Annotated in this window: 19 protein-coding genes; 9 read left to right on the top strand and 10 right to left on the bottom strand. The window is 53.2% G+C overall.

From position 1 onward, the window contains the following. Window positions 1-139: 139 nt before the first annotated feature. The 6 genes from IV433_RS00800 (at window position 140) to IV433_RS00775 (ending at window position 9,999) form a co-directional block, all read left to right on the top strand. Window positions 140-874, top strand: coding sequence for an arginine ABC transporter substrate-binding protein (locus IV433_RS00800; protein ID WP_195812826.1), 735 nt, complete (start codon window positions 140-142; stop codon window positions 872-874). A gap of 270 nt (window positions 875-1,144) precedes the next feature. Next, complete coding sequence (gene cdd / locus IV433_RS00795) at window positions 1,145-2,029, top strand: cytidine deaminase (RefSeq protein WP_195812827.1); 885 nt, start codon at window positions 1,145-1,147, stop codon at window positions 2,027-2,029. 158 nt (window positions 2,030-2,187) lie between these two features. Beyond that, the gene (locus IV433_RS00790; protein WP_195812828.1) at window positions 2,188-3,885 is read left to right on the top strand and encodes an NAD-dependent malic enzyme; all 1,698 of its coding nucleotides are present in this window, start codon (window positions 2,188-2,190) and stop codon (window positions 3,883-3,885) included. A gap of 231 nt (window positions 3,886-4,116) precedes the next feature. Then, a complete protein-coding gene (gene sanA, locus IV433_RS00785; protein WP_195812829.1) occupies window positions 4,117-5,019 on the top strand; it encodes an outer membrane permeability protein SanA in 903 nt (300 codons plus the stop codon). Window positions 5,020-5,296: 277 nt separating this feature from the next. Beyond that, window positions 5,297-9,421 (top strand): RHS repeat-associated core domain-containing protein, encoded by a 4,125-nt coding sequence (locus IV433_RS00780; RefSeq protein WP_195812830.1) that lies wholly within the window; start codon window positions 5,297-5,299, stop codon window positions 9,419-9,421. Then, a complete protein-coding gene (locus IV433_RS00775; protein WP_195812831.1) occupies window positions 9,421-9,999 on the top strand; it encodes a hypothetical protein in 579 nt (192 codons plus the stop codon). The genes IV433_RS00780 and IV433_RS00775 overlap by 1 nt, the downstream gene beginning before the upstream one ends. Before the next feature lie 93 nt (window positions 10,000-10,092). On the opposite strand, the gene mglC is transcribed toward IV433_RS00775, so the two are convergent. The 7 genes from mglC to IV433_RS00740 all read right to left on the bottom strand — a co-directional run bounded on the left by mglC (window position 10,093) and on the right by IV433_RS00740 (window position 18,798). Continuing rightward, on the bottom strand, window positions 10,093-11,103 hold the full coding sequence (gene mglC, locus IV433_RS00770; RefSeq protein WP_101075966.1) for a galactose/methyl galactoside ABC transporter permease MglC: 1,011 nt from the start codon (window positions 11,101-11,103) through the stop codon (window positions 10,093-10,095). 18 nt (window positions 11,104-11,121) lie between these two features. After that, window positions 11,122-12,657 (bottom strand): galactose/methyl galactoside ABC transporter ATP-binding protein MglA, encoded by a 1,536-nt coding sequence (gene mglA, locus IV433_RS00765; protein ID WP_195812832.1) that lies wholly within the window; start codon window positions 12,655-12,657, stop codon window positions 11,122-11,124. A 224-nt stretch (window positions 12,658-12,881) separates the two neighbouring features. Next, complete coding sequence (gene mglB / locus IV433_RS00760) at window positions 12,882-13,880, bottom strand: galactose/glucose ABC transporter substrate-binding protein MglB (RefSeq protein ID WP_195812833.1); 999 nt, start codon at window positions 13,878-13,880, stop codon at window positions 12,882-12,884. A 251-nt stretch (window positions 13,881-14,131) separates the two neighbouring features. Beyond that, a complete protein-coding gene (gene galS, locus IV433_RS00755; protein WP_152324227.1) occupies window positions 14,132-15,163 on the bottom strand; it encodes an HTH-type transcriptional regulator GalS in 1,032 nt (343 codons plus the stop codon). Window positions 15,164-15,433: 270 nt separating this feature from the next. Further along, entirely contained in the window at window positions 15,434-16,588 is a 1,155-nt protein-coding gene (yeiB, locus tag IV433_RS00750) for a DUF418 domain-containing protein YeiB (RefSeq protein WP_195812834.1), read from the bottom strand. A 292-nt stretch (window positions 16,589-16,880) separates the two neighbouring features. Beyond that, the gene (gene folE / locus IV433_RS00745; RefSeq protein WP_152324229.1) at window positions 16,881-17,546 is read right to left on the bottom strand and encodes a GTP cyclohydrolase I FolE; all 666 of its coding nucleotides are present in this window, start codon (window positions 17,544-17,546) and stop codon (window positions 16,881-16,883) included. A gap of 124 nt (window positions 17,547-17,670) precedes the next feature. Continuing rightward, window positions 17,671-18,798: a YbfB/YjiJ family MFS transporter gene (locus IV433_RS00740; protein ID WP_195812835.1), complete on the bottom strand. Its 1,128-nt coding sequence runs from the start codon at window positions 18,796-18,798 to the stop codon at window positions 17,671-17,673. A 200-nt stretch (window positions 18,799-18,998) separates the two neighbouring features. Between IV433_RS00740 and ptrR the strand changes: the two genes are divergently transcribed. Genes ptrR through fghA form a run of 3 tightly spaced genes read left to right on the top strand, consistent with a single transcriptional unit; the run spans window position 18,999 to window position 21,967 of the window. Beyond that, window positions 18,999-19,925: a putrescine utilization regulator PtrR gene (gene ptrR, locus IV433_RS00735; protein ID WP_195812836.1), complete on the top strand. Its 927-nt coding sequence runs from the start codon at window positions 18,999-19,001 to the stop codon at window positions 19,923-19,925. Window positions 19,926-19,972: 47 nt separating this feature from the next. After that, a complete protein-coding gene (locus IV433_RS00730; protein ID WP_152324232.1) occupies window positions 19,973-21,097 on the top strand; it encodes an S-(hydroxymethyl)glutathione dehydrogenase/class III alcohol dehydrogenase in 1,125 nt (374 codons plus the stop codon). A 12-nt stretch (window positions 21,098-21,109) separates the two neighbouring features. Continuing rightward, the gene (gene fghA / locus IV433_RS00725) at window positions 21,110-21,967 is read left to right on the top strand and encodes an S-formylglutathione hydrolase (RefSeq protein WP_195812837.1); all 858 of its coding nucleotides are present in this window, start codon (window positions 21,110-21,112) and stop codon (window positions 21,965-21,967) included. Window positions 21,968-22,536: 569 nt separating this feature from the next. On the opposite strand, the gene IV433_RS00720 is transcribed toward fghA, so the two are convergent. The 3 genes from IV433_RS00720 to gsiC form a co-directional block, all read right to left on the bottom strand. Then, on the bottom strand, window positions 22,537-22,989 hold the full coding sequence (locus IV433_RS00720; protein WP_195812838.1) for a type II toxin-antitoxin system PemK/MazF family toxin: 453 nt from the start codon (window positions 22,987-22,989) through the stop codon (window positions 22,537-22,539). A 565-nt stretch (window positions 22,990-23,554) separates the two neighbouring features. Continuing rightward, complete coding sequence (gene gsiD, locus IV433_RS00715) at window positions 23,555-24,469, bottom strand: glutathione ABC transporter permease GsiD (RefSeq protein ID WP_195812839.1); 915 nt, start codon at window positions 24,467-24,469, stop codon at window positions 23,555-23,557. A gap of 8 nt (window positions 24,470-24,477) precedes the next feature. Next, window positions 24,478-25,398 (bottom strand): glutathione ABC transporter permease GsiC, encoded by a 921-nt coding sequence (gene gsiC, locus IV433_RS00710; RefSeq protein WP_195812840.1) that lies wholly within the window; start codon window positions 25,396-25,398, stop codon window positions 24,478-24,480. Window positions 25,399-25,484: the final 86 nt, after the last annotated feature.

Raw genomic sequence — 25,484 nt, 5'->3', positions numbered from 1 at the left:
ATCAAATTTATTGCATACAAATTCATTTAATGGCAATTTAAACGCAGGTTTCACTTCCTGCCAGTTACCCGATTACATTAATAAAATCAGTAAACTGAACCATGAAGGGAATGTCATTTTTTGAACAGGAATGTATTGCATGAAAAAGCTGATCCTCGCTGCCGTTTTATCTGCCACCGCTTTCGCCGCTACCGCTGCTGAGACCATTCGTTTCGGGACTTCCGCGACCTATCCGCCGTTCGAATCCATGGACGCTAACAATCAGATCGTCGGGTTTGATATGGATCTGGCGAAGGCCGTTTGTCAGCAAATGCAGGAAATTTGCACGTTCACCAACCAGCCATTTGACGGGCTGATCCCGGCGCTGAAATTCCGTCGTTTTGACGTCATCATTTCCGGTATGGACATCACCGAAGAGCGCAGCAAGCAGGTCACTTTTACCCAGCCTTACTACGCCAATACCGCCATGATTATCGGGCCGAAGGGTAAATTCTCTTCTATAGCCGATCTGAAAGGTAAACGTGTCGGCCTGGAAAACGGCACCACGCACCAGAAATACCTGATGGAAAAACACCCTGAAATCATCACCGTCGGTTATGACAGCTATCAGAATGCGATTCTGGATCTGAAAAGTGGTCGTCTGGACGGGCTGCTTGGCGATACCGCCGTGCTGAATGGCTGGCTGAAATCCAACCCTAATCTGGGTGAAGTGGGCGAACTGATTAAAGATCCGCAATACTTTGGTACTGGCGTGGGAATGGCCGTGCGTCCGGAGAATAAAGAATTGCTGGCGAAACTGAATGCGGCGCTCGACGGCATTAAAGCCAACGGCGAATTTAAAAAGATTAACGATAAGTGGTTCCCGGCACACTGATTCCCCTTCATCATTCAGGCTAACTCTGCGTTGGCCGCCCTCACGCCCCCGGTCACATACTAATGTATGCTCCCGTGGGGCACTCAGTTGCCGCCTTGATTCAGCCCGAATGATTTTGGGGACGCTGTGAAAGGCATTTTTTTGCGTAACATCTCTCAAAACTGCAACTACAACTAATCTGTTTCATCAAAAAAGTGACCCCTATCACACTTAATTCACGTAATGACTTTTACACTGTTTAACCGTAATCACAGTCGAGATCGAATGTTTATGCACGCACGTTTTCACACCGCCTTTGCGGCACTCCCTGAAAATTTATCCTCCGCGCTTGAGCCGTTTCTGCGACATGATGACTTCCCGGCAATGTTCACGGCCGATGAGGTTGCGCAGGTAAAACAGGCAACCGGTCTGGACGACGACGCGCTGGCATTCGCCCTGTTACCGCTGGCAGCAGCCTGTTCTGTGACGCCGATTTCTCATTTCAACGTGGGCGCAATTGCCCGCGGAACCTCCGGTAATCTGTATTTCGGTGCCAACATGGAATTTGCCGGTGCACCGATGCAGCAAACCGTTCACGCCGAACAATCTGCGGTCACGCACGCCTGGCTACGTGGCGAAACGCGTCTTGCCTCCATCACCGTCAATTACACGCCTTGCGGCCATTGTCGTCAGTTTATGAATGAACTGACCAGCGGTACGGGGCTGGATATCCATCTGCCGGATCGCGATGTCGCCACGCTCGGCGATTATCTGCCGCACTCCTTCGGGCCGAAGGATCTGGATATCACCACGCTGCTGATGGAAAAAGTCGATCACGGCTATACGCTGAAAACCTCTGACACACTGGCAGCACATGCGCTGGATGCCTGCAACCAAAGCCATGCGCCGTACAGCAAATCACACAGCGGTGTGGCACTGGAAACGCAAAACGGTAAGCAGTTTGCCGGGCGCTACGCGGAAAACGCCGCCTTCAACCCGAGCCTGCCTCCGTTACAGGCGGCATTAATCCTGCTGAACATGTCAGGTGAAGACTGCCTGAAAGTGCGCCGCGCCGTGCTGGTCGAACAGGAAGGCGCGCTGATCACCCAAAATGACGCCACCCGCGCCACGCTGAAAGCCATCGGCTGCGAAGACGTCACCACGCTGAACTGCTGAAACCGCCGGGTTTCGTGATCTGCCTAACACTAATGACTACGTTCCTGTAGTCATTAGTTACATAACATTGTCTGATTTGAATTCCCCGTTTCCTCTCTGTTACCCTTTCGTCTCTAAACTATAAAAATTAACATTCTGAGCACCGGAAGAGTAAAACGATGGAACTTGAATACGAAAGCAAACGTCCCCTGTACATCCCTCACGCTGGCCCAATCCTGTTAGAATTTCCGTTACTGAATAAAGGCAGCGCTTTTACTGAAGAAGAGCGCAGCAATTTCAACCTTCACGGCCTGCTGCCAGAAGCCGTTGAAACGATTGAAGAACAGGCCGATCGCGCCTACCGCCAGTTCCAGAATTTCAAAACTGACATCGATAAACACATCTATCTGCGTAACATTCAGGACACTAACGAGACGCTGTTTTACCGCCTTCTCGACAGCCATCTCAGCGAAATGATGCCGGTAATTTATACCCCGACCGTCGGCGAAGCCTGCGAGCATTTTTCTGATATCTACCGCCGCGCCCGTGGCCTGTTTATCTCCTACCCTAACCGCGCGCACATCGACGACATGCTGCAAAACGCCACCAAACAACATGTCAAAGTGGTCGTGGTGACTGACGGCGAGCGCATTCTGGGCCTGGGCGATCAGGGCATCGGCGGCATGGGCATTCCTATCGGCAAATTGTCTTTGTATACCGCGTGCGGCGGCATCAGCCCGGCATATACCCTGCCGGTCGTGCTCGATGCAGGCACCAACAACCCGCAACTGCTCAACGACCCGCTGTACATGGGCTGGCGTCATCCGCGTATCACCGGCGAAGAGTACGAAGCGTTTGTCGACCAGTTCATTCAGGCGGTAAAAATCCGCTGGCCGAACGTACTGCTGCAGTTCGAAGATTTCGCGCAGAAGAACGCCATGCCGATCCTCGAACGTTACCGCGATGAACTGTGCTGCTTTAACGATGATATTCAGGGCACCGCGTCCGTGGCACTGGGCAGCCTGATTGCTGCCAGCAAAGCCGCCGGCGGCAAGCTGAGTGACCAGACCGTCGCCTTCCTCGGCGCAGGTTCTGCGGGTTGTGGCATTGCAGAGCAAATCGTTGCGCAGATGAAATCCGAAGGTCTGAGCGAAGAAGAAGCCCGCGCGAAAGTCTTCATGGTTGACCGCTTCGGCCTGCTGACCGACAAACTGCCGAACCTGCTCGATTTCCAGAGCCGCCTGGTGCAGAAAAGCAGCGCGCTGACCGGCTGGGGCATGAGCAGCGACAGCATTTCCCTGCTTGATGTCGTGCGCAACGCCAAACCCACGGTGCTGATCGGCGTCTCCGGCCAGCCGGGCCTGTTCACGGAAGAAATCATCCGTGAAATGCATAAACATTGTGCCCGCCCGGTCGTCATGCCCCTGAGTAACCCGACATCACGCGTGGAAGCGACACCGGCCGATATCCTGAACTGGACGGACGGCGCGGCGCTCGTCGCCACCGGCAGCCCGTTTGCGCCGGTAAGCCATAAAGGCACGCTGTACCCTATTGCGCAGTGCAACAACTCCTTTATCTTCCCGGGTATCGGGCTGGGTGTGATTGCCTCCGGGGCAACCCGCGTTACGGACGGCATGCTGATGGCCGCCAGCCGGACACTGGCAGAATGTTCACCGCTGGCCACTGAAGGCAAAGGTTCGCTGCTGCCGGATGTGAATGACATTCAGGGCGTCTCGAAATGCATCGCGATGGAAGTGGGTAAAGCAGCGCAGTTGCAGGGCGTGGCGATGGTGACGTCTGAAGATTCGCTGTCCAAAGCCATTGAGCACAACTTCTGGGCACCGCAGTACCGTTCCTACAAACGCACATCATTCTGATCCCGCATTATCCGGAAGAATCAGACTGACCATGATCCAGACCAATGCCCGCGCATTGGTCTTTTTTTTTCACTTAAATTGCAGCCCTTCGCGCAAATCAGACAGTAATTCACTGAAAAGTGCTGAAAAAACCCGCGATGCCGGTGGATACAGAGTCCAACGTATTGCGTCCCCTAAACAGGTAAAGTAGCCTTGGATCCGATTTCAATTCGATCATAAACAGGGATACCTATGATTAAGCGACTTATAGCTGGCGTTACCGGCATCGTTATTATGATGCTGGCGGTCGCTATCGGGCTTGATCAGTGGATCAGTCTGCGCACTCAGCCATACATTTATGACGAAGTGCAGACCCTGCCTCACCGTCAGGTTGGCGTCGTGCTGGGCACTTCCAAGTATTACCGCACCGGCGTGATCAACCAGTATTACCTGTACCGGATCCAGGGCGCGATTAACGCTTACAACAGCGGCAAAGTGAAATACCTGCTGCTGAGCGGCGACAATGCGCAGCAAAGCTACAACGAACCGAGCACCATGCGCCGCGACCTTATCGCCGCCGGTATTCCGGCCAGCGACATCGTGCTCGATTACGCCGGTTTCCGTACGCTGGATTCCATCGTGCGGACCCGCAAAGTCTTTGATACCAATGATTTCATCATCATTACCCAGCGTTTCCATTGTGAACGTGCGTTGTTTATCGCGCTGCATATGGGCATTCAGGCACAGTGTTTCGCGGTGCCGTCACCGAAAAATATGCTCAGCGTGCGCGGCCGTGAGATCTTCGCCCGCCTCGGCGCGCTGACTGATTTATATCTGCTCAAACGCGAGCCGCGCTTCCTTGGCCCGCTGATCCCAATCCCGGCCATTCATAATATTCCGGATGATGCGCAGGGCTATCCGGCCGTCACGCCTGAACAGCTTTTGGCATTACAACAGCAGCTGGAAGCCGAGAAAAAAGCCGCCATCGCCAAAGCGGCCGCCGATAAAGCCGCAGCGGATAAAGCAGCCGCCGACGAAGCCGCCAGAGTCAAAGCCGCGCAGGAAGCCAACGAAGCTGCGCAGGCCGAAGCCGCAGAACCGGAACCGGCTCCCGAACCCGTGAAACCGGCAGGCAGGAATCCGTTCCAGCAGTAAGGGGATGAAGATTTCATTTATTCCGCTGGTTTTTCATCGTGTAGATCAGTGGTTCCATACCTAAATTCTACAGCCCTCTGCTGCAGCTAATAGTTAACCCCTGCTAAATCCTTAATTCTTTGTGATCCTCCTCTCAGCATCTTCTCTTATTAATCCCTACCTTCTCATTTCAATTTATCACTTTGATTTAGTTGTATTTATTTGATGAATAAAACAATAAATACCCCATCTTCAAATCAATCATTTCTCGGACGCTTTACCCAAAAGGATTTACTCCATGACCGGATTTCCCGCTGCACGTCAGCATGATATGACCGCCATTGGCGGCCCGGTTGTTCAGGGCTCGCTGGGCGTGATGATTGGTGCGCCCACCGGCGTGGCATGTTCCGTCTGTCCCGGCGGCGTGGTGGAAGGCAGCCCCGTGAACCCGTCGCTCGGTGCCAAAGTTCTGCCCGGCGAGACCGATATCGCACTGCCCGCGCTGCTGCCCTTTGTGCTTTCGCGCAGCTACAGCAGTTACAAAACCGGCACGCCCGCGCCGGTCGGCATGTTCGGCCCCGGCTGGTCGGCGGCGGCGGATATCCGCCTGCAAATCCGTGCTGACGAACTTATCCTTAACGACAATTCCAGGCGCAGCATTCATTTTCACCTGCTTCCGCCCGGCCAGATTGCCTTCAGCCACAGCGAAAAACTCTGGCTGGCGCGCGGCGGCACCGGTAAGCAGCCCGATAATCATCCGCTCAGTCCGCTCTGGCAGGCCCTGCCGGAAGCACTGCGCAACAGCCCGCACTCTTATTTCGTGGCCAATGACGCCACCGGCCCCTGGTGGATTTTGGGCTGCGTGCAGCTACCCGCGACCGCTGAAGACGTGCTGCCGCGTCCGCTGCCATCGTCGCGTGTGCTTTTGGGTTTGTCCGACCGTTTCGGCAATCAGCTTAATTATCACCGCGATGAAGAAGGCGAATTTGCCGGACAGATTACCGGCGTCACCGACAGCGGCGGGCGGCGTTTTCGCCTTGAATTAGTCACGCTGCGGGATTTCAAACCCGTCCTGAATACAGCCTGGGGTCCTGATTGTGGCGTGCGGCTTTCCGCCGTCTGGCTGACGAAGGATGCGGCGTTTCCGGATTTGCCGCCAAAACCGCTGGCCCGCTACGACTACACCCCGCGCGGCGAGCTGAAAACCGTTTATGACCGCGCCGGTGAAACTGTCCGCCAGTTTGACTGGCATCCGGAACCTGCCGGCACCGGGCTGATGGTCGCTCACCGCTACGCCGGACGTCCGGCCACGCGCTACGTGTACGACGCGTCCGGCAGGGTTGTTTCGCAGGTCAACCCGGGCGGCCTGGGCTATCAGTTTGAATACAGTACGCACCAGACACGCGTCACCGACAGCCTCGGGCGGCTGCGCGTGTATCATTTTGAGGGCGAGCGGGGATTGCGGCGCGTGGTCAGGCTCGACAACGCCGACGGCAGTTGTGTACAAAGCATCTTCGACAGCCGCGGCGGCCTGACCTCGCAGACTGATACCGCCGGGCGTACCACCGAATTTCATCTCAATCCGGCCAGCGGCGACCTGACCGAAATCGTCCACCCCGGCGGCGAAAAGCGCAGCCGGTTCAGCTATAACCGCGCCGGGCAGCTGATTTCGGCCACCGCGCCCGACGGACGTCAGATACGTAAAGACTACGATTCTTCAGGCCGCCTGACGGCTGAGACCGACGCCCTGAACCAGACCCGCCGCTATCATTATGCAGATGATAAAAGTGCACAGCCCTGCGCCACCGAAGACGCGGCAGGCGGACGGCAGACGCTGGAGTGGAACGCATCGGGGCTGCTGGAAAGTTTTACCGACTGTTCCGGTTTCAAAACAGTTTACCGCTACAACCGCGACGGTCAGCCGGTTGAAATCCTGCACGAAGAAGGGATGAAAACCCGTTTTGCGTACGACGCGCGCGGCAGGCGCATTACCCGTGAGGACAGCGCCGGAGCCAGAACGCGCCGGGAGTACAACGCCGCGGGCGACGTCATCACCGTCACCCGACCGGACGGCACGCAGTCCAGGCAGACTTACGATGAGCGCGGTAACCCGACCTCGCAGACCGAAGGCGGGCTCACGCGGCAAACCGGATTTGACAGCGCGGGCAGGCTGGTGCGGCTGACGAATGAAAACGGCGCGGAGACGCATTTCAGCTACGACGTCATGGACCGCCTGACTCAGGAAACCGGCTTCGACGGGCGCGTGCAAAATTATCAGTACGACTTATCAGGACAGCTTATCCGCAGCGACGACGCCGGGCTTGTTATGCACTGGCACTACGACGAGGACGGCCAGCTTATCCGCCAGCAGCGGCCGGACACGGACGACGGTCCGGACGAGGTGCTGTGGCAGTACGACGCCGCCGGACGCGTCAACGAAACCGCCCACCGCAGCGAAACCCATCTGGTCACCGTGCGCTTTCAGTACGACGACAACGATAGCCTGACCGGCGAGCGGCAGATTATCCGCAACGCGCACGGCGATTTGCTGTGGCAGCACACCGTCCGCCACCAGTTCGACCCGCGCGGGTTCGAAACCGCTGTCCGCTACGACGGCCTGCCGGAAATCCACTGGCAGACCTACGGCCCGGGCCACCTGCTGGGCGTGAAGCTCGGGCACGACGTGGTGCTGGAACTCAGCCGCGACAGGCTGCACCGCGAAACCACCCGCCGGTTCAGCCAGAACTGGCAGAGCGAAAACGCCTATTCGCTGACCGGACAACTCGCCGGCCAGAAGACGCCTGACGTCGGCCACCCGAACCTGATGCGCGATTATCATTACAATACCGCCGGGCAGATGACGAAGATGACCACCGGCCTTGGCGACCATCACTATGCCTACACACCAGCCGGACGGCTTCAAAGCGTCAGCTCCCCCGACGGCTTTCTCGCCACCCTGACCGACCCCGCCGGCAACCGCAGCGTCACGCACCACGACCTGAACGTTCCGCCGGAAGACGCGCGGCCGGTCTGGTACCACAACCGCGTGCAGCGCGATGAACGCTACCTTTATAAATACGACCGGTATGGCAACCTGACGGAAAAATGCCCGTTCCACGCGGGCCGGATGCACACCCCGCACGGCGGCGGAGCGGTTACCCGCATGGCTTACGACCAGGCGCACCGCCTGACGCGCCTGACAACGGAAGAGGACGGCCAGACGCTGATGCGGGCACGTTATATCTACGACCCTTTGGGGCGACGGGTGGGCAAACACGTCAGCCAGATAAACCCGCAATCCGGCGAAACGCAAACGCAGAACACCTGGTTCGGCTGGGACGGCGACCGCCTGGTGCTGACCGAGAACCGCGACACCCAGCTGCACACCATTTATCACCCGGGCAGCTTCGTCCCGCTGCTGCGCGCGGAGCACGCACGGATGGAAGACAGCCACCGCACGCTGGCGGAAAAGCTCGAAGAAGACGCCGGCAGCCCGTTCCCCGGCGACATCCATCTGCGCTTTAATGATATCGAAAAGGAAATCCGCCGTAACGACGTCAGCGAAGCTCATCTTCAGTGGCTGGACTCTGTGGGCCTGAAAACCGAAAGCCTCGCGCCATGGATTGAACCCCTGCCGGAAGCCGGTAAACTCAAACTGCACCTGTACCACTGCGACCACCTCGGCACGCCGGTGGCGCTGATTAATCACAAAACCGGCAAGGTGGAATGGGACGCAATTTCAGACGTCTGGGGCAACGCAGTAGATATTTTCAACCCGTACAAACTGCGCCAGCCCATAAGAATGCAGGGGCAGCATGTCGACGAAGAATCGGGGCTGCATTATAACCGCCACCGTTATTATGACCCGGCGCTGGGGCGGTATATTACGCAGGATCCAATTGGGTTGAGAGGGGGAATAAATGGATATATCTATGCTGAAAATAAACCTATTAGTGAATTTGATAGTATAGGACTAAGCCCTCAATCATCAGATAATCCCAAATGTAAAAAAGCTATAATGCAGCCAGAAATAACAAACATCTTCAAGAAAATGGGCAAAAATTTGAATGTAAATCCTCTTTTCATAATGTCTTCTGCGCTACAAGAAAGCGGATGGGACATGAATCATGTTTATGGGACAAATAGCTCAAGTAATGGCAAACCACTAAATAATATTTTCGGCATGACAAAAGCGGGTGGGAATAACATTGCATACCCAAGTTTAGATGCATCAGCCTCAGCCTGGGAGAAAAACTGGGGTCCTTATTTGGATAAAAGACCAGAAACCATACAGGAATATGCTAAAAGCTTAACTTGCAACCCGCATCATATGTACAATTCAAATCCGAAATATCCGAATGAATTAGCAGCAAGATATAAACAATTATTAAAAGCCACAGCAGATTGTGGAGTTGAATTTTGATGACTACATCACTTTTTAGTGCAACTCTATTTTATGCAACTACACAGATATTTATGCCTCTGGCAAATGCTTCTGAAGTTGCACTCGAGAAATCAAGTATAAGTAATTGTGAAAGCGTGACTCTCGTACGTAAAAACGTCGGAAATGCATATAAAGGAAGCGTCACTAATGATGATTACTCTATGTCACTGGTGATTCCCAAAGGGCTCATAGGATGGGGAGGCGTTGCAGAAGATGCACCATTTCACGGATTTACCATTTTCCTTGAAAAAGCTGATAGTTCAAGTGCGTGTATTGTTTTTGATATTCACGTAAGGGTCAATGCTGAAGATAAACCAGCCCGACCGCATTCATCACATCGCATCAAAATTAAAAATATATCAGGCTGGCAATCTATTAACAGAATAATAACCAAAGGAGAGGATATAGTTGTTATTAATACTGCGTTATCCTACCCCAAGGCAGGTGATATGATTGACAGTGAAATAACGATGATTGTACCTAAATTAAAATATCCTGAGAAAAAGGTTATTTATGATGCTTTCATTAGTTCGTTTAAAATTTCTGCAACGCGTTAGTTTTAATTTTCTCACTATCACCAATCAAAATAAAAGCCCCCAACAAAATTAGGGGCTTCTCTTTAAAAAATTAAGCTAAAGTCTGTCAGTACATTACTTCTTCTTAGCGTATTTCAAAGAGTCCAGAGCCACCGCGAAGATGATGATGCTGCCTTTGATGATGTACTGCCAGTAAGGGTTCACGCCGATGTAGGTCAGGCCGTAGTTGATGACGGTGAAGATCAGTACACCGGTCACCACACCTGCCACAGAACCCACGCCACCGGCGAATGACACGCCGCCGACCACGCAGGCTGCGATGGCATCGAGTTCGTACATAAAGCCGAGGTTGTTCGTTGCACTGCCGATACGCCCTGCTTCCAGCAAACCACCGAATGCGTAGAACACACCGGACAACGCGTAAATCATGATCAGGTTTAACGGAACGTTTACGCCTGAAACTTTCGCAGCTTCCGGGTTACCACCGATAGCAAAGATGTTTTTGCCGAAGCGGGTTTTGTTCCACAGTACCCAGACAAAGGCGATAGCAATCAGCGCATAGAATGTGATGTAAGAAAGCTTCAGGCCGCCCAGGTGAATAAACCCTTGTGCGAATTGTGAGAAGCCCGGGTCAAAACCCGCCACCGGTGATGAGCCGACATAATCGTAATACAGGGAGTTAATCCCGTAGACGATAATCATCGTACCCAGCGTGGTGATAAACGGCGTCACGTTCAGGTAAGCAATGATAATACCGTTCAGCAAACCAATTAACGCGCCAACAATACACACGGTCAGAATAACCAGCGGAATTGGCACAACTTCGAGATGCGGGAAGACCTTGTTGACGTTATCCATCGCCTGCAACATGGTGGCTGCAACAACCGCCGCTAAGCCCACCTGACGTCCGGCTGACAGGTCAGTACCCTGTGTGACGATAAGCCCTGCCACGCCCAGCGCGATAATAACGCGCACGGAGGACTGGGTCAGAATGTTACTTAAGTTGACCAGACTGAGGAAGCTTGGATCCTGAATGATAATAATTGCCAGTAAAACCAGCAATACCACATAAATCCCGCCCTCTTTTAAATAAGTGAGCACACTTTTCTTATTTAATGCTTTCATAATAAGAACCCTTAAAAATTAGAGATGCAAGGAAGCCAGGCGTAATATTTCATTCTGCGAAGTCGTTTTTGTATCAACGATGCCCGCAACCTGTCCATTACTCATAACCAAAATTCTGTCAGTAATACCCAGCAACTCAGGCATTTCAGAGGAGATAATAATGATCCCCTTCTCTTTTTTAGCCAACTCGGTGATTAACTGGTAAATTTCAAACTTAGCGCCAACGTCAATCCCGCGAGTCGGTTCATCCAGCATTAATATTTCAGGATTGGTTAATAACCAGCGCCCGATAATAACTTTTTGCTGATTCCCGCCAGACAATGAACCAATACTGGTTTTATGTCCCGGCGTTTTCACCCGCATGGAATCGATAACCCATTGGGTATCGCTTTTCATGCGCGAGGTATCCAGTAAACCGGCTTTATTCTTATATTGACGAATATTGGAAATCAGCGAGTTAAAGCCGATATCCAGATACGCGTAAATACCGGTTGAACGACGCTCTTCTGTCACCAGCGCAAAGCCATGGTTAATGGCTTCATTCGCACTGTGATTATTAATTTTTTTGCCGTGGAGCTTAATGGTTCCGGCGACTTTCTCACGGATACCAAACAGCGTTTCGACAATGTCTGTACGCTTCGCACCGACCAGACCGGCGATCCCGAGAATTTCGCCTTTATGCAAATCAAAGGAGATATCGCGAATGGAAGGCTGGCGCAGCGACGTCAGATTGCGCACTTCAAGGATGACTTCACCCGGTTTGTTCAGGCGATCAGGGAAACGCTGGCTCAGTGAACGCCCTACCATCATGGAGATGATTCTGTCCATATCGAGGCCTTCGAGCGGCTGAGTGGCAATCCACTGGCCGTCGCGCAGAATGGTGATCTCATCACACAGCTGGAAGATTTCTTCCATCTTATGAGAGATATACACAATTCCGCAGCCGCGATCTTTCAGCTTACGGATAATCGTGAACAAATGGTTCACTTCTTTTTCCGTCAGGGAAGATGTCGGTTCGTCCATGATGACGATTTTTGCGTTGTAGGAAAACGCCTTGGCGATTTCGATCATCTGCATCTGCGAAACGGACAGCTTACCCACCTTGTCGCGCGGGTCGATATCAATGTCCAGTTCGTCAAAGATGGCTTTGGTGTCTTTGTACATCTTGTCCTGATCAACAAAAATGCCTTTGGTCGGATAACGACCCAGCCACATGTTGTCCATGACAGTACGTTGCAACACCAGGTTTAATTCCTGATGCACCATCGACACGCCTTGCTCAAGCGCTTCTTTTGAGCTTTTAAAATTAACTTCTTGTCCCTGAAAAAGAATAGTTCCGGAGTCTTTACTGTAAATTCCGAAAAGACATTTTAATAATGTGGATTTACCCGCGCCATTTTCACCCATTAATGCATGGATGGAATGCGGACGCACTTTTAAATTCACATTATCTAACGCCTTAACGCCTGGGAATGATTTATTAATACCGCTCATTTCCAGCAGGAATTCACCTGGCTTTTCTGTTTTTGTGTCAGAGAGCGAAATATCGGCCATAGTTGTACCTGGCTAAAGATAAAAATAAACGGGTTATTAATACCTGATGTCAGTAATGCAACCGGCAAGCAAACCTGCCGGCTGCATTATGACATGACGTCCTGTCAGACAAGCATTAACGTCTAATCACACTTACTCTTTATTTACGGCTTAACCGCAATTATTTTTGCCACTGCTTAGCTTTGTTTTTATTGCTGTCTGTATTTACTGCTGCCCGCGTATTCTTATTTCACAAACTCAGACAGGTTGTCTTTGTCTACTGCGACGTAAGGAATACGAACGACTTTGTTTTCAATTTTCCAGTTAGTGCCATCGGCTGCTGGTTTACCGGCCGCCAGATTTTTTGCCAGATCAAACGTGGCTTTCGCCTGGTTGTTTGCATCGTTAAGCACGGTGCCGGCCATTGCGCCTGATTTCACCAGTGCCAGCGCTTCAGCCAGGGCATCCACACCAAATACAGGAATGCTGGATTTGTTATGAGATTTCAGTGCTTCTACAGCACCCATTGCCATTGCATCGTTGTTGGCGATAACCACTTCGATTTTGTTAGCGTTCGGGCCGGACAGCCATGCGTCCATTTTATCTTTCGCCTGAGCGGTATCCCACATTGCTGTGTCGAGTTGCAGCTGATCAGTTTTCAGGCCTTCTTTACCATTCAGAGTGCTGATGACGTATTTGGTACGCGCTTCAGCATCCGGATGGCCAGGTTCACCTTTAATCAGCACATATTGGATCACGCCGTCTTTGTTCAGATCCCAGGCCGGGTTCGCTTTCCAGTGTTTAGCAATCAGCTCACCCTGGATAACGCCAGACTCTTTAGAGTCAGTCCCGACGTAATACGCTTTGTCGTAGCTGTCTAAATCTTTACGGGAAGGTTCTTTGTTATAGAAAACGACAGGAATGCCAGCACCGCGGGCTTTCTCAATAATGACCGGGGCAGCAGCCGGGTCAACCAGGTTAATGGCCAGGGCTTTAACCCCTTTCGCCAGCATGACGTCAACCTGGTCGTTCTGGGTGGACTGGCTGTTTTGCGAGTCATTCATCAGCAGTTGCACATCTGGAGAAGCTTTTGCATCTTTCTCGATGGCTTTGCGGACTTCGGACATGAAGTTGTCATCGTATTTATAGATGGTGACACCGATTTTAGTATCAGCAGCGTGTGCGGCAAAACCAAACATCATGCTCGCAGCCAGAGTAGCCAGTGTGAAAACCTTTTTATTCATTTGTATCTCCGGTTATGTAGGGTGTTACAGAATTTGGCACCGGAAATCCCTGCGGGAGCAGTACAGCTCCACGTCATGATTGTGGGTGCCTGCCATCCTTGACTTATAACGTCCTGACTCGCTGTGAAACCAGTCCGGTAACGCCGGACACAAAGTGAATCATGTTGAAAACGAATGCATCATAAAGGCCGCGATGTTAATAAACTGTGAAAGTTCTCACAGATTGAAAACGGTTACATCGCGTTATTTGATCAATAAGTGACGGGTGCCACATTTTGCCACGGCGCCACAGAATGGCGTCTGACCAGCGTCGGCATAAAACAATGCGAAACGCCCGTAGCTAACTGTTCTGCCGCGCCTTTTAATGCCAGCTCGGTGGCGAGCGTCGCCATTGAGACAATCGGGTAACGTACCGTCGTCATTTTCGGGCTGGTGTACCGGGCAATCGGAATATCGTCAAAACCCACCAGTGAGAAATCGTCAGGAATGTTAATTCCGTTTTCTTTCAACACGGCCATCGCCCCCGCCGCCATCGAATCGTTATAGGTGAAGACTGCGCTCAGATGCAGATTGCGCCCGAGGAGTTCGACCATCGCCGCTTCTCCGCCCTGCAAATCTGGTGAACTTTGCGCACGCCAGGCCGCAGGGGGTGCAACAGCAGAATGATGTGCCTGCGTCATAGCCTGCAGATAACCCTGATAGCGCTGCAAATCATCTTCAATACCGTGGCTCGAGCCGATATAGCCGATGCGCTGATGTCCCTGAGACAGCAACAGACGCGTGGCCATTTCTGCCCCGCTGACGTTATTGAGCCACACGCAGCGATGCTCGTAGCCCGGAATAACGCGGTTAATCAGCACCATACCGGAAACCTGATCCATAAAGCGTGAAAGCTCGTCATCACCGAGCGCCTTGGAATGTACGATGAGCGCGTTACAGCGCTGGCGAATCAATACTTCAATGGCATGCCTTTCTTTTTCGGCAATATGATAGCTGTTACCTATCAGAACGTATTTCTGATGCTGCTGGGCGACGGTATCCACCGCTTTCACCAGCGCGCCAAAAAAGGGATCTGACACATCCATTACGACCACGCCGATGGTGTCGCTGGTTTGCGTTGCCAGCGCCTGTGCATTGGCGTTAGGCCGGTATCCCAGCGTTGCGACAGCCTGCAAAACCTGCTCGCGGGCTTCTTTACTGGCGATAGACGGATTGTTCAGAACACGGGAAACAGTGGCGACAGACACGCCCGCCAGACGGGCGACATCACGAATTGTGACCATTTGTCGCTCCGTCATCAGCCAGAGAGTGGTACGGAGGAATACGGAAATGATTAACCCAGGAGGTAAAAAATGCAGACAAAGAGAAGCGAGGTGAAGTGCTCATGGCGTTTCCTTTTTTAGTGTAGTGGTCGTCAGACTGGCACGACCGTTATCCTAAACATTTTGCGAAACCACCTGCGTGAATCACGTCACAGGAAAGAAAACGTTTACATACAATTCTGCAACGTTCATCTCAAATCTATAATTTAGGGTGATAGATCTGCGCTTACCTCAGGCTGTTTTCACCTCAACGCCCGAGGCTTTAATGGTCAGTTTTCGCCATAACCATTCCAGGGGCCCCTGACGGAAATAACGCAGCCACAGCAGCGTCACCAGCAGGTTACACGCCCACACCAGCGGCACCAGCGCCAGCAGTTGCAGCCGGTTGAAGTGCAGAAAGAAGCCGAAGAAATTGAAGAATGTGGTGCAAATCAGCGTCTGTAGCAGGTAATTGGTCAGCGCCATGCGGCCGACCTGAGAAATCCAGTGAACCAGCCGCCAGCGCGAAATTACCGACCAGAAGCCATAACACAGCGCCAGATAGCTGACTGCCTGCATCAGCGAACCAATTTCACGCGGAACCTGCAACAAAAAACCGCTCCAGCGGTAGTCCCAGCCACTCTTCCATTGCAGGTAAATCGCCGGAATTTGTATCAGCAATGAAAGCGGTAACAGCGCCGCCGCCACTTTACGGTAATGCCGCTCGCTGAATTCGCCTTTCAGCCAGCCGCTGCGCATCAGCCCCGAGCCGATTAGCATAGCGCCCGCCAGTTCCCAGCCGTATTGCGCACCAATCGCCAGCAAACTTGAAGACAGGAGATCCAGCCGGTTCTGAATGGCTTCCCAGCCGCCTTTCAGCCGCCAGTATTGCTCATACTGAATTTCAGCCGGTCCCGGCAGCCAGAAACTGCCTGCTTTGGGAGAAGAAATCACGCCCAGAATCGCCAGCACCGCGACGCCGATAAGATACAAAATAATCCCGGTCGACACCAGCGACTGGCTGCTGCGCCCTTCCCTCACCATGCGCCAGCACACCAGGCCAATCAGACCGTAGGACAGCAGAATATCGCCGTCCCACAACAATGTGGCGTGGATCAGGCCGCACAACAATAAAATCGAAAGACGCGACTGGATCCAGTGTTTGCCGCGCGGCAGCAGCAAATACAAACCGCCGCCAAACAGCATAGCAAACATCATCAGAAATTTACCCTGCGCAACGGCGTCGAGCACCGCCCAGGTCCAGGCGTCAGAAGCAGAAGGAAGACCGGCATAGGCCGGGTTCAGATAGGCGGCCTTCGGTAAGCCGAACGCGCTGATGTTGAGCAGAAGAATGCCAAAAATGGCCAGGCCACGGGCAAAATCGAGTGTGGCAATACGTGATCGCACCCGGAAATTCCTTTTGAGGATTATATGGATTTTAAGAATAAGTGAAGAGAATGACAGAGGCCACTATTCAGGTAAATGAAGTTGTCGCGAGGAGAGCCCGATGCGCTGAAACAAGTCAGTGATTCGGGTCTCCGAACGCGGCGGACGCAGCTGCAGCTTTATTTACGAAAAACTGTGGTCTCCATTCAAGTAAATGAAGTTGCAGCAAGGCAGCAAGTAAGGAGAGCCCGATGCGCTGACACAAGTCAGTGATTCAGGTCTCCGAACGCGGCGAACGCAGCTGCAGCTTTATTTACGAAGAATGGCGGACGGTACGCAGGAATTCCTGACGTGTATTCTGGCTGGACTTGAACAAACCGCCCAGAGAGGTGGTGGTCGTTGCGCTGGTTGCATCACGCACGCCACGGGCTTTCACGCAGTAATGCACGGCATCAATCGACACGGCCACGTTTGGCGTGCCGAGCAGCGTCTGTAACGCCACCAGAATCTGCTGGGTCAGACGTTCCTGAACCTGCGGACGCTGCGAAAAGAACTGCACGATGCGGTTGATTTTCGACAAGCCGATCACGGTATCTTTTGGCAGATACGCCACGGTGGCTTTCCCGTCGATGGTGACGAAATGGTGTTCGCAGGTGCTGGTCAGGGTGATATCACGCACCGTCACCATCTCATCCACTTTCATCTTGTTTTCGATAACAGTGATTTTCGGGAAGTTCGCGTAATCCAGCCCGGAGAAAATTTCATCAACGTACATCTTCGCGATACGACGCGGCGTTTCCACCAGACTGTCATCGGAGAGATCCAGATTGAGCAATTGCATGATGCCAGTCATATGTTCCTGGATCCGCTGTTTGCGCGTTTCGTTGTCGATCGGCAGGGCTTCACGCAGAGGGGTTTCCAGACCACGGGCTAACAATGCCTCATGGACTAAAATGGCTTCTTTACTCAGGGTTGGCATTCATTCTTCTCCGGCAGGTGTAATCACTTTGACGCAGATCACGCCAAAGTGAGGTGGCTTACTGTAGTGGAGAGCGGATTCAGAATCCAGTGATTGCTTTCCTGATGAATAAAAAAGCGACAAGTTACCGTTTATCCCGGACCACCAGCGCACCCGCAATCACAAAACCGGCCAGCGCGACATACAGCGCCGGTTCCAGATGATGCGTCAGCGCGGTGGATATTGCCGAAAGCACTGGCCCGAACAACTGCCCGACCGCGTATCCGGTGGTCAGCAACCCGGCCATATACCGGCTGTGATTGGGCGCCAGCTCGCGGCTGTACTGTAACGCCAGCTGAACCACGCTGAGAAAACCGCCGCCCGTCAGCAACGCGCCGAGCACCAGCCCGCTGACGCCCGGCACCACTTCCGCGCACAAAATACCCAGCCCCTGGATCCATAACGTCAGCGCCAGACGCGTATGCGTGGTGAGACGATGCCGGGTCAGAATGCCAATAACGATGCCGATCACCGCCGCGCCGCCGAACACCGGCCAGACAAACTGCGCAAACAGGCTGTCAGGAAAACGTGCCGTCGCCATCTGCGATAAAAACGTGGCAGGCAGGATGTAGCCGAAGCCCGCCAGACTGTAGCTCCATACCAGACGTTTCAGCGCCGGTGTCATGACCAGCGGTTCCGCCGCCACATGCGAACGATGCAAATCGCCTTTACGCGGTAAATTCGGCGTGATAATCGCCACGAAAATCAGCGCCAGCACACCGTACACCGACCAGGCCTGCGCGGACGTCAGCTGCAAACTGTGGATCCCCACGGCCAGCATTCCGCTGAGGAAAATCCCGACGCCCGGCCCGGCAAACACCGCCGCGCTCAGCGCCGGACGGCCATAATGCGCCAGACGTTCATTACACCACGCCGACACCATCACCATCGCCCAGCCGCTGGTCCAGCCAATCAGGAAGCGCACAATACTGTGCAGCACTTCGCCGGAAATCACCGCCGACAGTAATGTCAGTACCACGCCGCCCCACACGCCCAGCCATAAGCGGCGTTCGAGGTGTTTGGTCGCACGCATTCCGTCAAACGCGCCACACAGATACCCGAGATAATTGAAGGCGGCGACTAAACCCGCGCCGGTCAGCGTGAACTGATGTTCAGCTATCATTAAAGGAACTTGCGGCGTAAAGGCGAAGCGCCCGATACCCATCGCGACGACAAAAGCCAGAAAACCACTTAGCGCAATCCGAAAAGCCATAACTGCTCCGCTGTAAGAAACCGCAATGCAACATAGTAGAAACAATGAGTAAACATACTCAAAGCCCGATACTGAAAACAGAGGATTTCTGAAAAGAAAGTGAATTGGACGTTGTCAGCTATGATGCCTTGCGGATACAATCACGAAAACTGAATAATACAAACCAAGTTGTTTACGATAAGAGAACACAGGAACTCATTATGGATCTCACCCAGTTGCGGATGTTTTGCTGCGTGGCGGAAACCGGATCGCTGGCGCGGGCGGCAGAACAGCTGCATCGTGTGCCGTCGAACCTCACCACCCGTCTGCGTCAGCTCGAACTCGAACTGGGCACGGATTTGTTCATCCGCGAAAAGCAGCGTATCCGCCTTTCAGCGATGGGCCATAACTTCCTCAATTACGCAGAACGTATTCTGGCGCTCAGCGACGAAGCGATGAGCATTACCCACGCCGGTCAACCAGCCGGGAATTTCGCGCTGGGTTCGATGGAAAGCACCGCGGCCACCCGCCTGCCTTCGCTACTGGCGGCTTATCACCAGAAATTTCCGCAGGTGGCGCTCTCGCTTGTCACGGCGACATCCGGTGAAACCATCGACAGCGTGCGGGCTGGCCGCTTAGCCGCCGCGCTGGTCGACGGACCGATTGATTTTGACGATCTGAACGGCTGCATCTCTTTTCGCGAACGTATGGTGGTAATTTCTCCGCCCGGGGAATCACCGCTTGAACTCCCGGCAGGCCGCAGCGGACATACCGTTTTCGCATTCCGCCCGAGCTGTTCCTACCGCCAGCGTTTGCAGGCGTGGATTAAAGAGATGAATGTGCCGGTGACAAACACCATGGAAATTCAGTCCTACCATTCGATGATGGCCTGCGTCGCCAGCGGCGCGGGGATTGCGATGATCCCGCGTTCTGTACTGGAACAATTACCCGGCCACGAACGGGTACAAATTCACGAAATCCCCGATGTATTCGCCGATACCGCCACCTGGCTTATCTGGCGACGGGACGCCTTCAGCCCCAATGTCCGGGCGCTGAAAGAACTGATCATTGAACAAAATGACGGGGTGATCCCGTTACTGAAACATCCTCTTGCCGGCGAAAATGACCCGGTGATGGATCCGGCATAAGCCAACCCTTTTAACTAAAAAACACCTGACGAGAATGGAGTACGACCATGGAAATGATTAAAACACGCGCCGCCGTCGCCTGGGGCCCGAATCAACCTCTGTCCATCGAAGAAGTGGATTTGATGCCACCGCAAAAAGGCGAAGTACTGGTGCGTATCGTTGCCAGCGGCGTATGCCACACCGACGCCTACACCCTTTCCGGCAAAGATCCGGAAGGCGTTTTCCCGGCAATCCTCGGCCATGAAGGCGGCGGCGTAGTGGAAGCTGTCGGCGAAGGCGTGACCAGCGTTGCCGTTGGCGACCACGTGATCCCGCTGTACACCCCGGAATGTGGCGAATGTAAGTTCTGTAAATCCGGTAAAACAAACCTGTGTCAGGCGATCCGCACCACGCAGGGTAAAGGCCTGATGCCGGATGGCACCACGCGTTTCTTCAAAGACGGCCAGCCGATTTTCCATTACATGGGGACATCGACTTTCTCCGAATACACCGTGGTTCCTGAAATTTCACTGGCGAAAATCAACAAAGAAGCGCCGCTGGAAGAAGTGTGTCTGCTTGGTTGCGGCGTGACCACCGGTATGGGTGCTGTGATTAACACCGCGAAAGTGAAAAAAGGCGACACCGTGGCAATCTTCGGCCTCGGCGGCATCGGTCTTTCGGCGATTATCGGCGCAGTGATGGCGGGCGCAGGCCGCATCATCGGTATCGATCTGAACACCAGCAAGTTCGATCTGGCCCGTAAACTCGGCGCAACCGATCTGATTAACCCGAAAGATTTTGATAAGCCAATTCAGGACGTGATCGTCGAAATGACAGACGGCGGCGTGGATTTCTCCTTCGAATGTATCGGCAACGTGAACGTGATGCGTTCCGCGCTGGAATGCTGTCACAAAGGCTGGGGCGAATCGGTCATTATCGGCGTTGCCGGTGCCGGTGAAGAAATCTCCACCCGTCCGTTCCAGCTGGTAACCGGCCGCGTATGGCGGGGTTCCGCATTCGGCGGCGTCAAAGGCCGCAGCCAGCTGCCGGGCATTGTGGAACGTTATCTGGACGGCGAATTCGCCCTGAACGATTTCATCACTCACACCATGCCGCTGGAAGAAATCAACGAAGCGTTTGATTTGATGCACGAAGGTAAGTCTATCCGTACGGTTATTCATTTTAACAAGTAAGGAAAGTTTTCGATGAGCAGCTCGATTGAACTACTCGAAGAACACCGGATGTTTGGCGGCTGGCAGCAGCGCTACCGCCATACTTCGGCAAGCCTGAATTGCGGCATGACGTTCAGCATCTACCTGCCACCGGCAAAAGATGACACGCCGCCGCCCGTGCTGTACTGGCTGTCGGGCCTGACCTGCAATGATGAAAACTTCACGCTGAAAGCCGGGGCGCAACGCGTCGCGGCGGAACTGGGCCTGATTCTGGTGATGCCGGATACCAGCCCGCGCGGTGAGGATGTCGCCAATGACGACGGTTACGATCTCGGTCAGGGCGCAGGTTTTTACCTGAATGCCACGCAGTCGCCGTGGGCGGCGCATTACCGGATGTACGATTACCTGCTCGATGAACTGCCTGCGTTAATCAGCGGACATTTCAGGGTCAGCGACCGTCAGTCGATCTTTGGTCACTCGATGGGCGGCCACGGCGCACTGATGCTGGCACTGCGTAATCCGCAGCGTTTCCATTCTGTTTCCGCGTTCGCACCGATTGTGAATCCGGCGCAGGTTCCGTGGGGACGTAAAGCGTTCAGCGCCTATCTGGGTGACGACGAAAGCCAGTGGTTGCAGTACGACAGCTGCCACCTGCTGAGTTCACTGCCTGCGGATCAGGTGCCATTCCCGATTTTAGTCGATCAGGGTGATGGCGATCAGTTCCTCGCGGATCAGCTGCAACCGGCAAAACTGGCCGAAATCGCCCGCCATCGCGGCTGGCCGTTACAGCTGCGCGTGCAGCCTGGGTACGATCACAGCTACTTTACGATTGCCTCGTTTGTGGAAGGTCACCTGCGGTTTCATGCAGGGTACTTGCACTCGAAGGCATGAGTGCAGGAATGCCGTATTGAAGTCTGATCGAGAATATTTCGGTTTCTCACGGGTGGCGATCCAAGACCTTGGGTTACCACCCAAACCGGCCTCATGGTATGAAGAGATCGAGAATATTTCGGTTTCTCAATAGCAGTTATCGCTCTGATATTCACACCGAAACCGACGAGAGAGGAAAGTGCTTTTCCTCTCCCGACTCTCCTCGCTTTTTTCACTGCGCGCTATCGCTGGGTCGACGGACATGTTCTGCTGCTACAGCGTATGGCGCGAAAGCTTGCCGCTGCGCGGTTCCTTCTCTCGGTGCTGGAGCCTCAGGTCTCCAGCCCGCTTCGTTCAGCAAACTTTCTGATTGCGCCTTACAGGCATTCTTAAATAAGCGTTTTCGTTTTATATCGCTTACAGATTAATAGATAAGATATATATTCTGGAATGTTAATAATGGCAGAAGCCTGATTATTACTAATCAGGCTTCGCGGTCCCACGAAGGGAAAGGGTGAATCTTAAAGGCCTCAATGGGCAACGCGAGGATATTATCAAAAATAATGCGTTAATCAAGCCAAGAATGATTATTAAACTAAAAAGTTTGTCGCATTGATAGAACGAATAATTGCAATCTGGATTAATGTAACTATTTGATTAGGAATTCGCTGAGTTAATCTTCCTCGTTCAACTAACATAGGTCTGTTGAGCCGGTTATTACTGACCGTCTGCACCAGGTCGCATTTCGCCCAGCATATTTTTGAGTGAAAGTGTTTGAGATCGGCAATCACGCCTGAGTCCAGCTGAATATGTATTCCCTTACTGATTTTCAATTCATTCTTCGTTGTTGATAAAGGAACAACGATTGAGGAATTATCGTTAAGCTTGCCATTAAGAACGATCACCAACCTGTGCTTAATCATTTCAGGTGGCATATGCGCATCCACTCTATCAGGAATAATACTTCCCTGAATATCTCTTGGATAATGTCCGTAATTACAGTCAAGAACCTGCCCGACTTTGGGTTTAAAATTAATCGACATCACAGCTCCTTTGTTTACATTCACAAACAAAGAACATACTGCACACCGAAACGCATTCCAATTGCACGTTCTTTTTATTACGAGACGTATTCCAGTAAAAATAAAAAATTACATCGAAGTTACATTCAATAAAAATATAATAAATGTAATAAAGCCACTGAAACCAGATGTGTTAATAGAAAGCAGATATGGCGCGCTCAAAATCTTGCTGAGTGAGTGTTTCGAGACCAAAGTCTCGAAGACCGAATGAAGGTACCGCGTAGCGGCGGGATTTGCGCCACATGGTGTAGCCCCAGAATATGTCCGTCGACCCAGCGATAGCGCGCAGTAAAAAAGCGGGGAGGATTCCAAAGGAGGGAAAGCACTTCCCTCCTTTGGTCGGTTTCGGCGTAAATGCAAGAGCGATAACCGCTATTGAGAAACCGAAATTTTCTCGTTCTCTTCAAACCTTGAGGCCAGTTTGGGTGACAACCCAAGGTCTTGACCTGAGCGGCCAGCATCATTGAGAAACCGAAATATACTCGTTCAGCGAAAAGGGGGCCTTTGGGGGCCCCCTCAAAAAACACTAATTTTTCAATTTCGGATCCAGTGCATCTCTCAACCCATCCCCCAGCAGATTAAACGCCAGCACCGTCAAGAATATCGCCAGGCTCGGGAATATCGCGACGTGCGGGGCCATCACCATGTCGGCGCGGGCTTCGTTGAGCATCGCGCCCCACTCCGGCGTCGGGGGCTGTGCGCCCATGCCGAGGAATGACAAACTCGCGGCGGTGATAATCGACGTGCCTATGCGCATGGTGAAATACACCACGATGGAAGACAGCGTACCGGGCAGAATGTGGCGGAACAAAATGGTGGCGTCCGATGCGCCGATGCTGCGCGCTGATTCGATGTAGGTCTGCTGTTTCAGCACCAGTGTGTTCCCCCGTACCAGACGGGCGAACGCGGGAATGCTGAATATCGCCACGGCAATAATCACGTTCGACATGCCGTTGCCCATCACGGCGACCACGGCAATCGCCAGCAGAATGCCGGGAAAGGCGAACAGCACGTCGCAAATACGCATGGTAATGCGGTCCCATGCCCCTTCGTAGTATCCGGCCAGCAAGCCGAAAAAGGTGCCGGTAACCGCGCCCAGCACCACGGAAAGCACACCGGCGGCCAGTGAAATGCGCGCGCCCATCAGGATACGGCTGAAAATATCCCGCCCGAGCGAATCCACGCCGAGCCAGTGCATCACCGACGGCCCTTCATTCAGACGGTCATAATCGAAGTAATTTTCCGGATCAAACGGCACCAGCCACGGCGCAAAAATCGCCGCGGCAATCAGTAAAAGGATAAAAACGCCCGCAATCATCGCGATATGTTGCCGGCGAAAACGCCGCCAGAACGCTTTCCACGGCGTTCTTACCGCCTGCGGGGTTTCGGGTGTGATTATCGGCAAGCTCGCCAGTACGGCATTTCTCCGCCAGTTTTTCATGCGCCTGCTCACTTGTATCGGATAGAAGGGTTAATCACGGCGTACAGCATGTCCACCAGCAGATTGATGAGGATGAATTCGAGCGAGAAGAGCAGCACTTCGGCCTGGATCACCGGGTAATCGCGCATCTCCACGGAATCCACCAGCAACCGCCCTAACCCCGGCCAGTTGAAGACTTTCTCGACCACGATCGAGCCGCCCAGCAGGAAACCAAACTGTAATCCCATCATGGTCACAACCGGGATCATGGCGTTGCGTAGCCCGTGTTTTACCACCACAACGGCTTCATGAACGCCCTTCGCCCGCGCCGTGCGCATGTAATCTTCCTGCATCACTTCGACGAAAGATGCCCGGGTAAAGCGCGCCATAATGGCCGCCACTGCCGCGCCCAGCGTGATGGACGGCAGAATATAGTGCTGCCAGCCGTCTGCGCCGACGGTCGGTAACCAGCCCAGTTCAACGGAGAAAACCTGCATCAGCAGCATGCCCAGCGCAAAGGCCGGGAAGGAGATACCGGAAACAGCGAGCGCCATGCCCAGACGGTCCGGCCAGCGGTTGCGCCAGACGGCGGAGACTACGCCAATGATCAGCCCGATAATCACCGACCACAGCATGCTGGTCAGCGTGAGCCAGAACGTCGGCATAAAGCGGGAGCTGATTTCGTCAATCACCGGGCGTTTCGACACCATCGAATGCCCGAAATCGCCGGTCAGCGCGTTGCCGAAAAAGGTGAAGAATTGCTGATAGAGCGGTTTATCCAGCCCTAAATCCTGACGGACAAGCGCCACGACGCTGGCGTCCGCGTCCTGTCCGGCCATCAGACGCGCCGGATCGCCCGGCAAAAGATGTACAAATAAAAAGACCAGCACTGCCACAATCAGCAATGTCGGAATCAATCCCAGTAATCGTTTCAGAAAATAATTAAGCATGATTCGCTGTCTGTGATTTCACGGTATGACATCCCTGTTCCTGCGGCGGAACAGACGAGTTCGGGGCGCGGAGTCTGTGAACCCCG

This window comes from Rahnella laticis (assembly GCF_015644585.1).
GTDB lineage: Bacteria > Pseudomonadota > Gammaproteobacteria > Enterobacterales > Enterobacteriaceae > Rahnella > Rahnella laticis.
The sequence above is the reverse complement of the archived record's forward strand: the minus strand, read 5'-3'. Positions and strand labels throughout refer to the sequence as shown.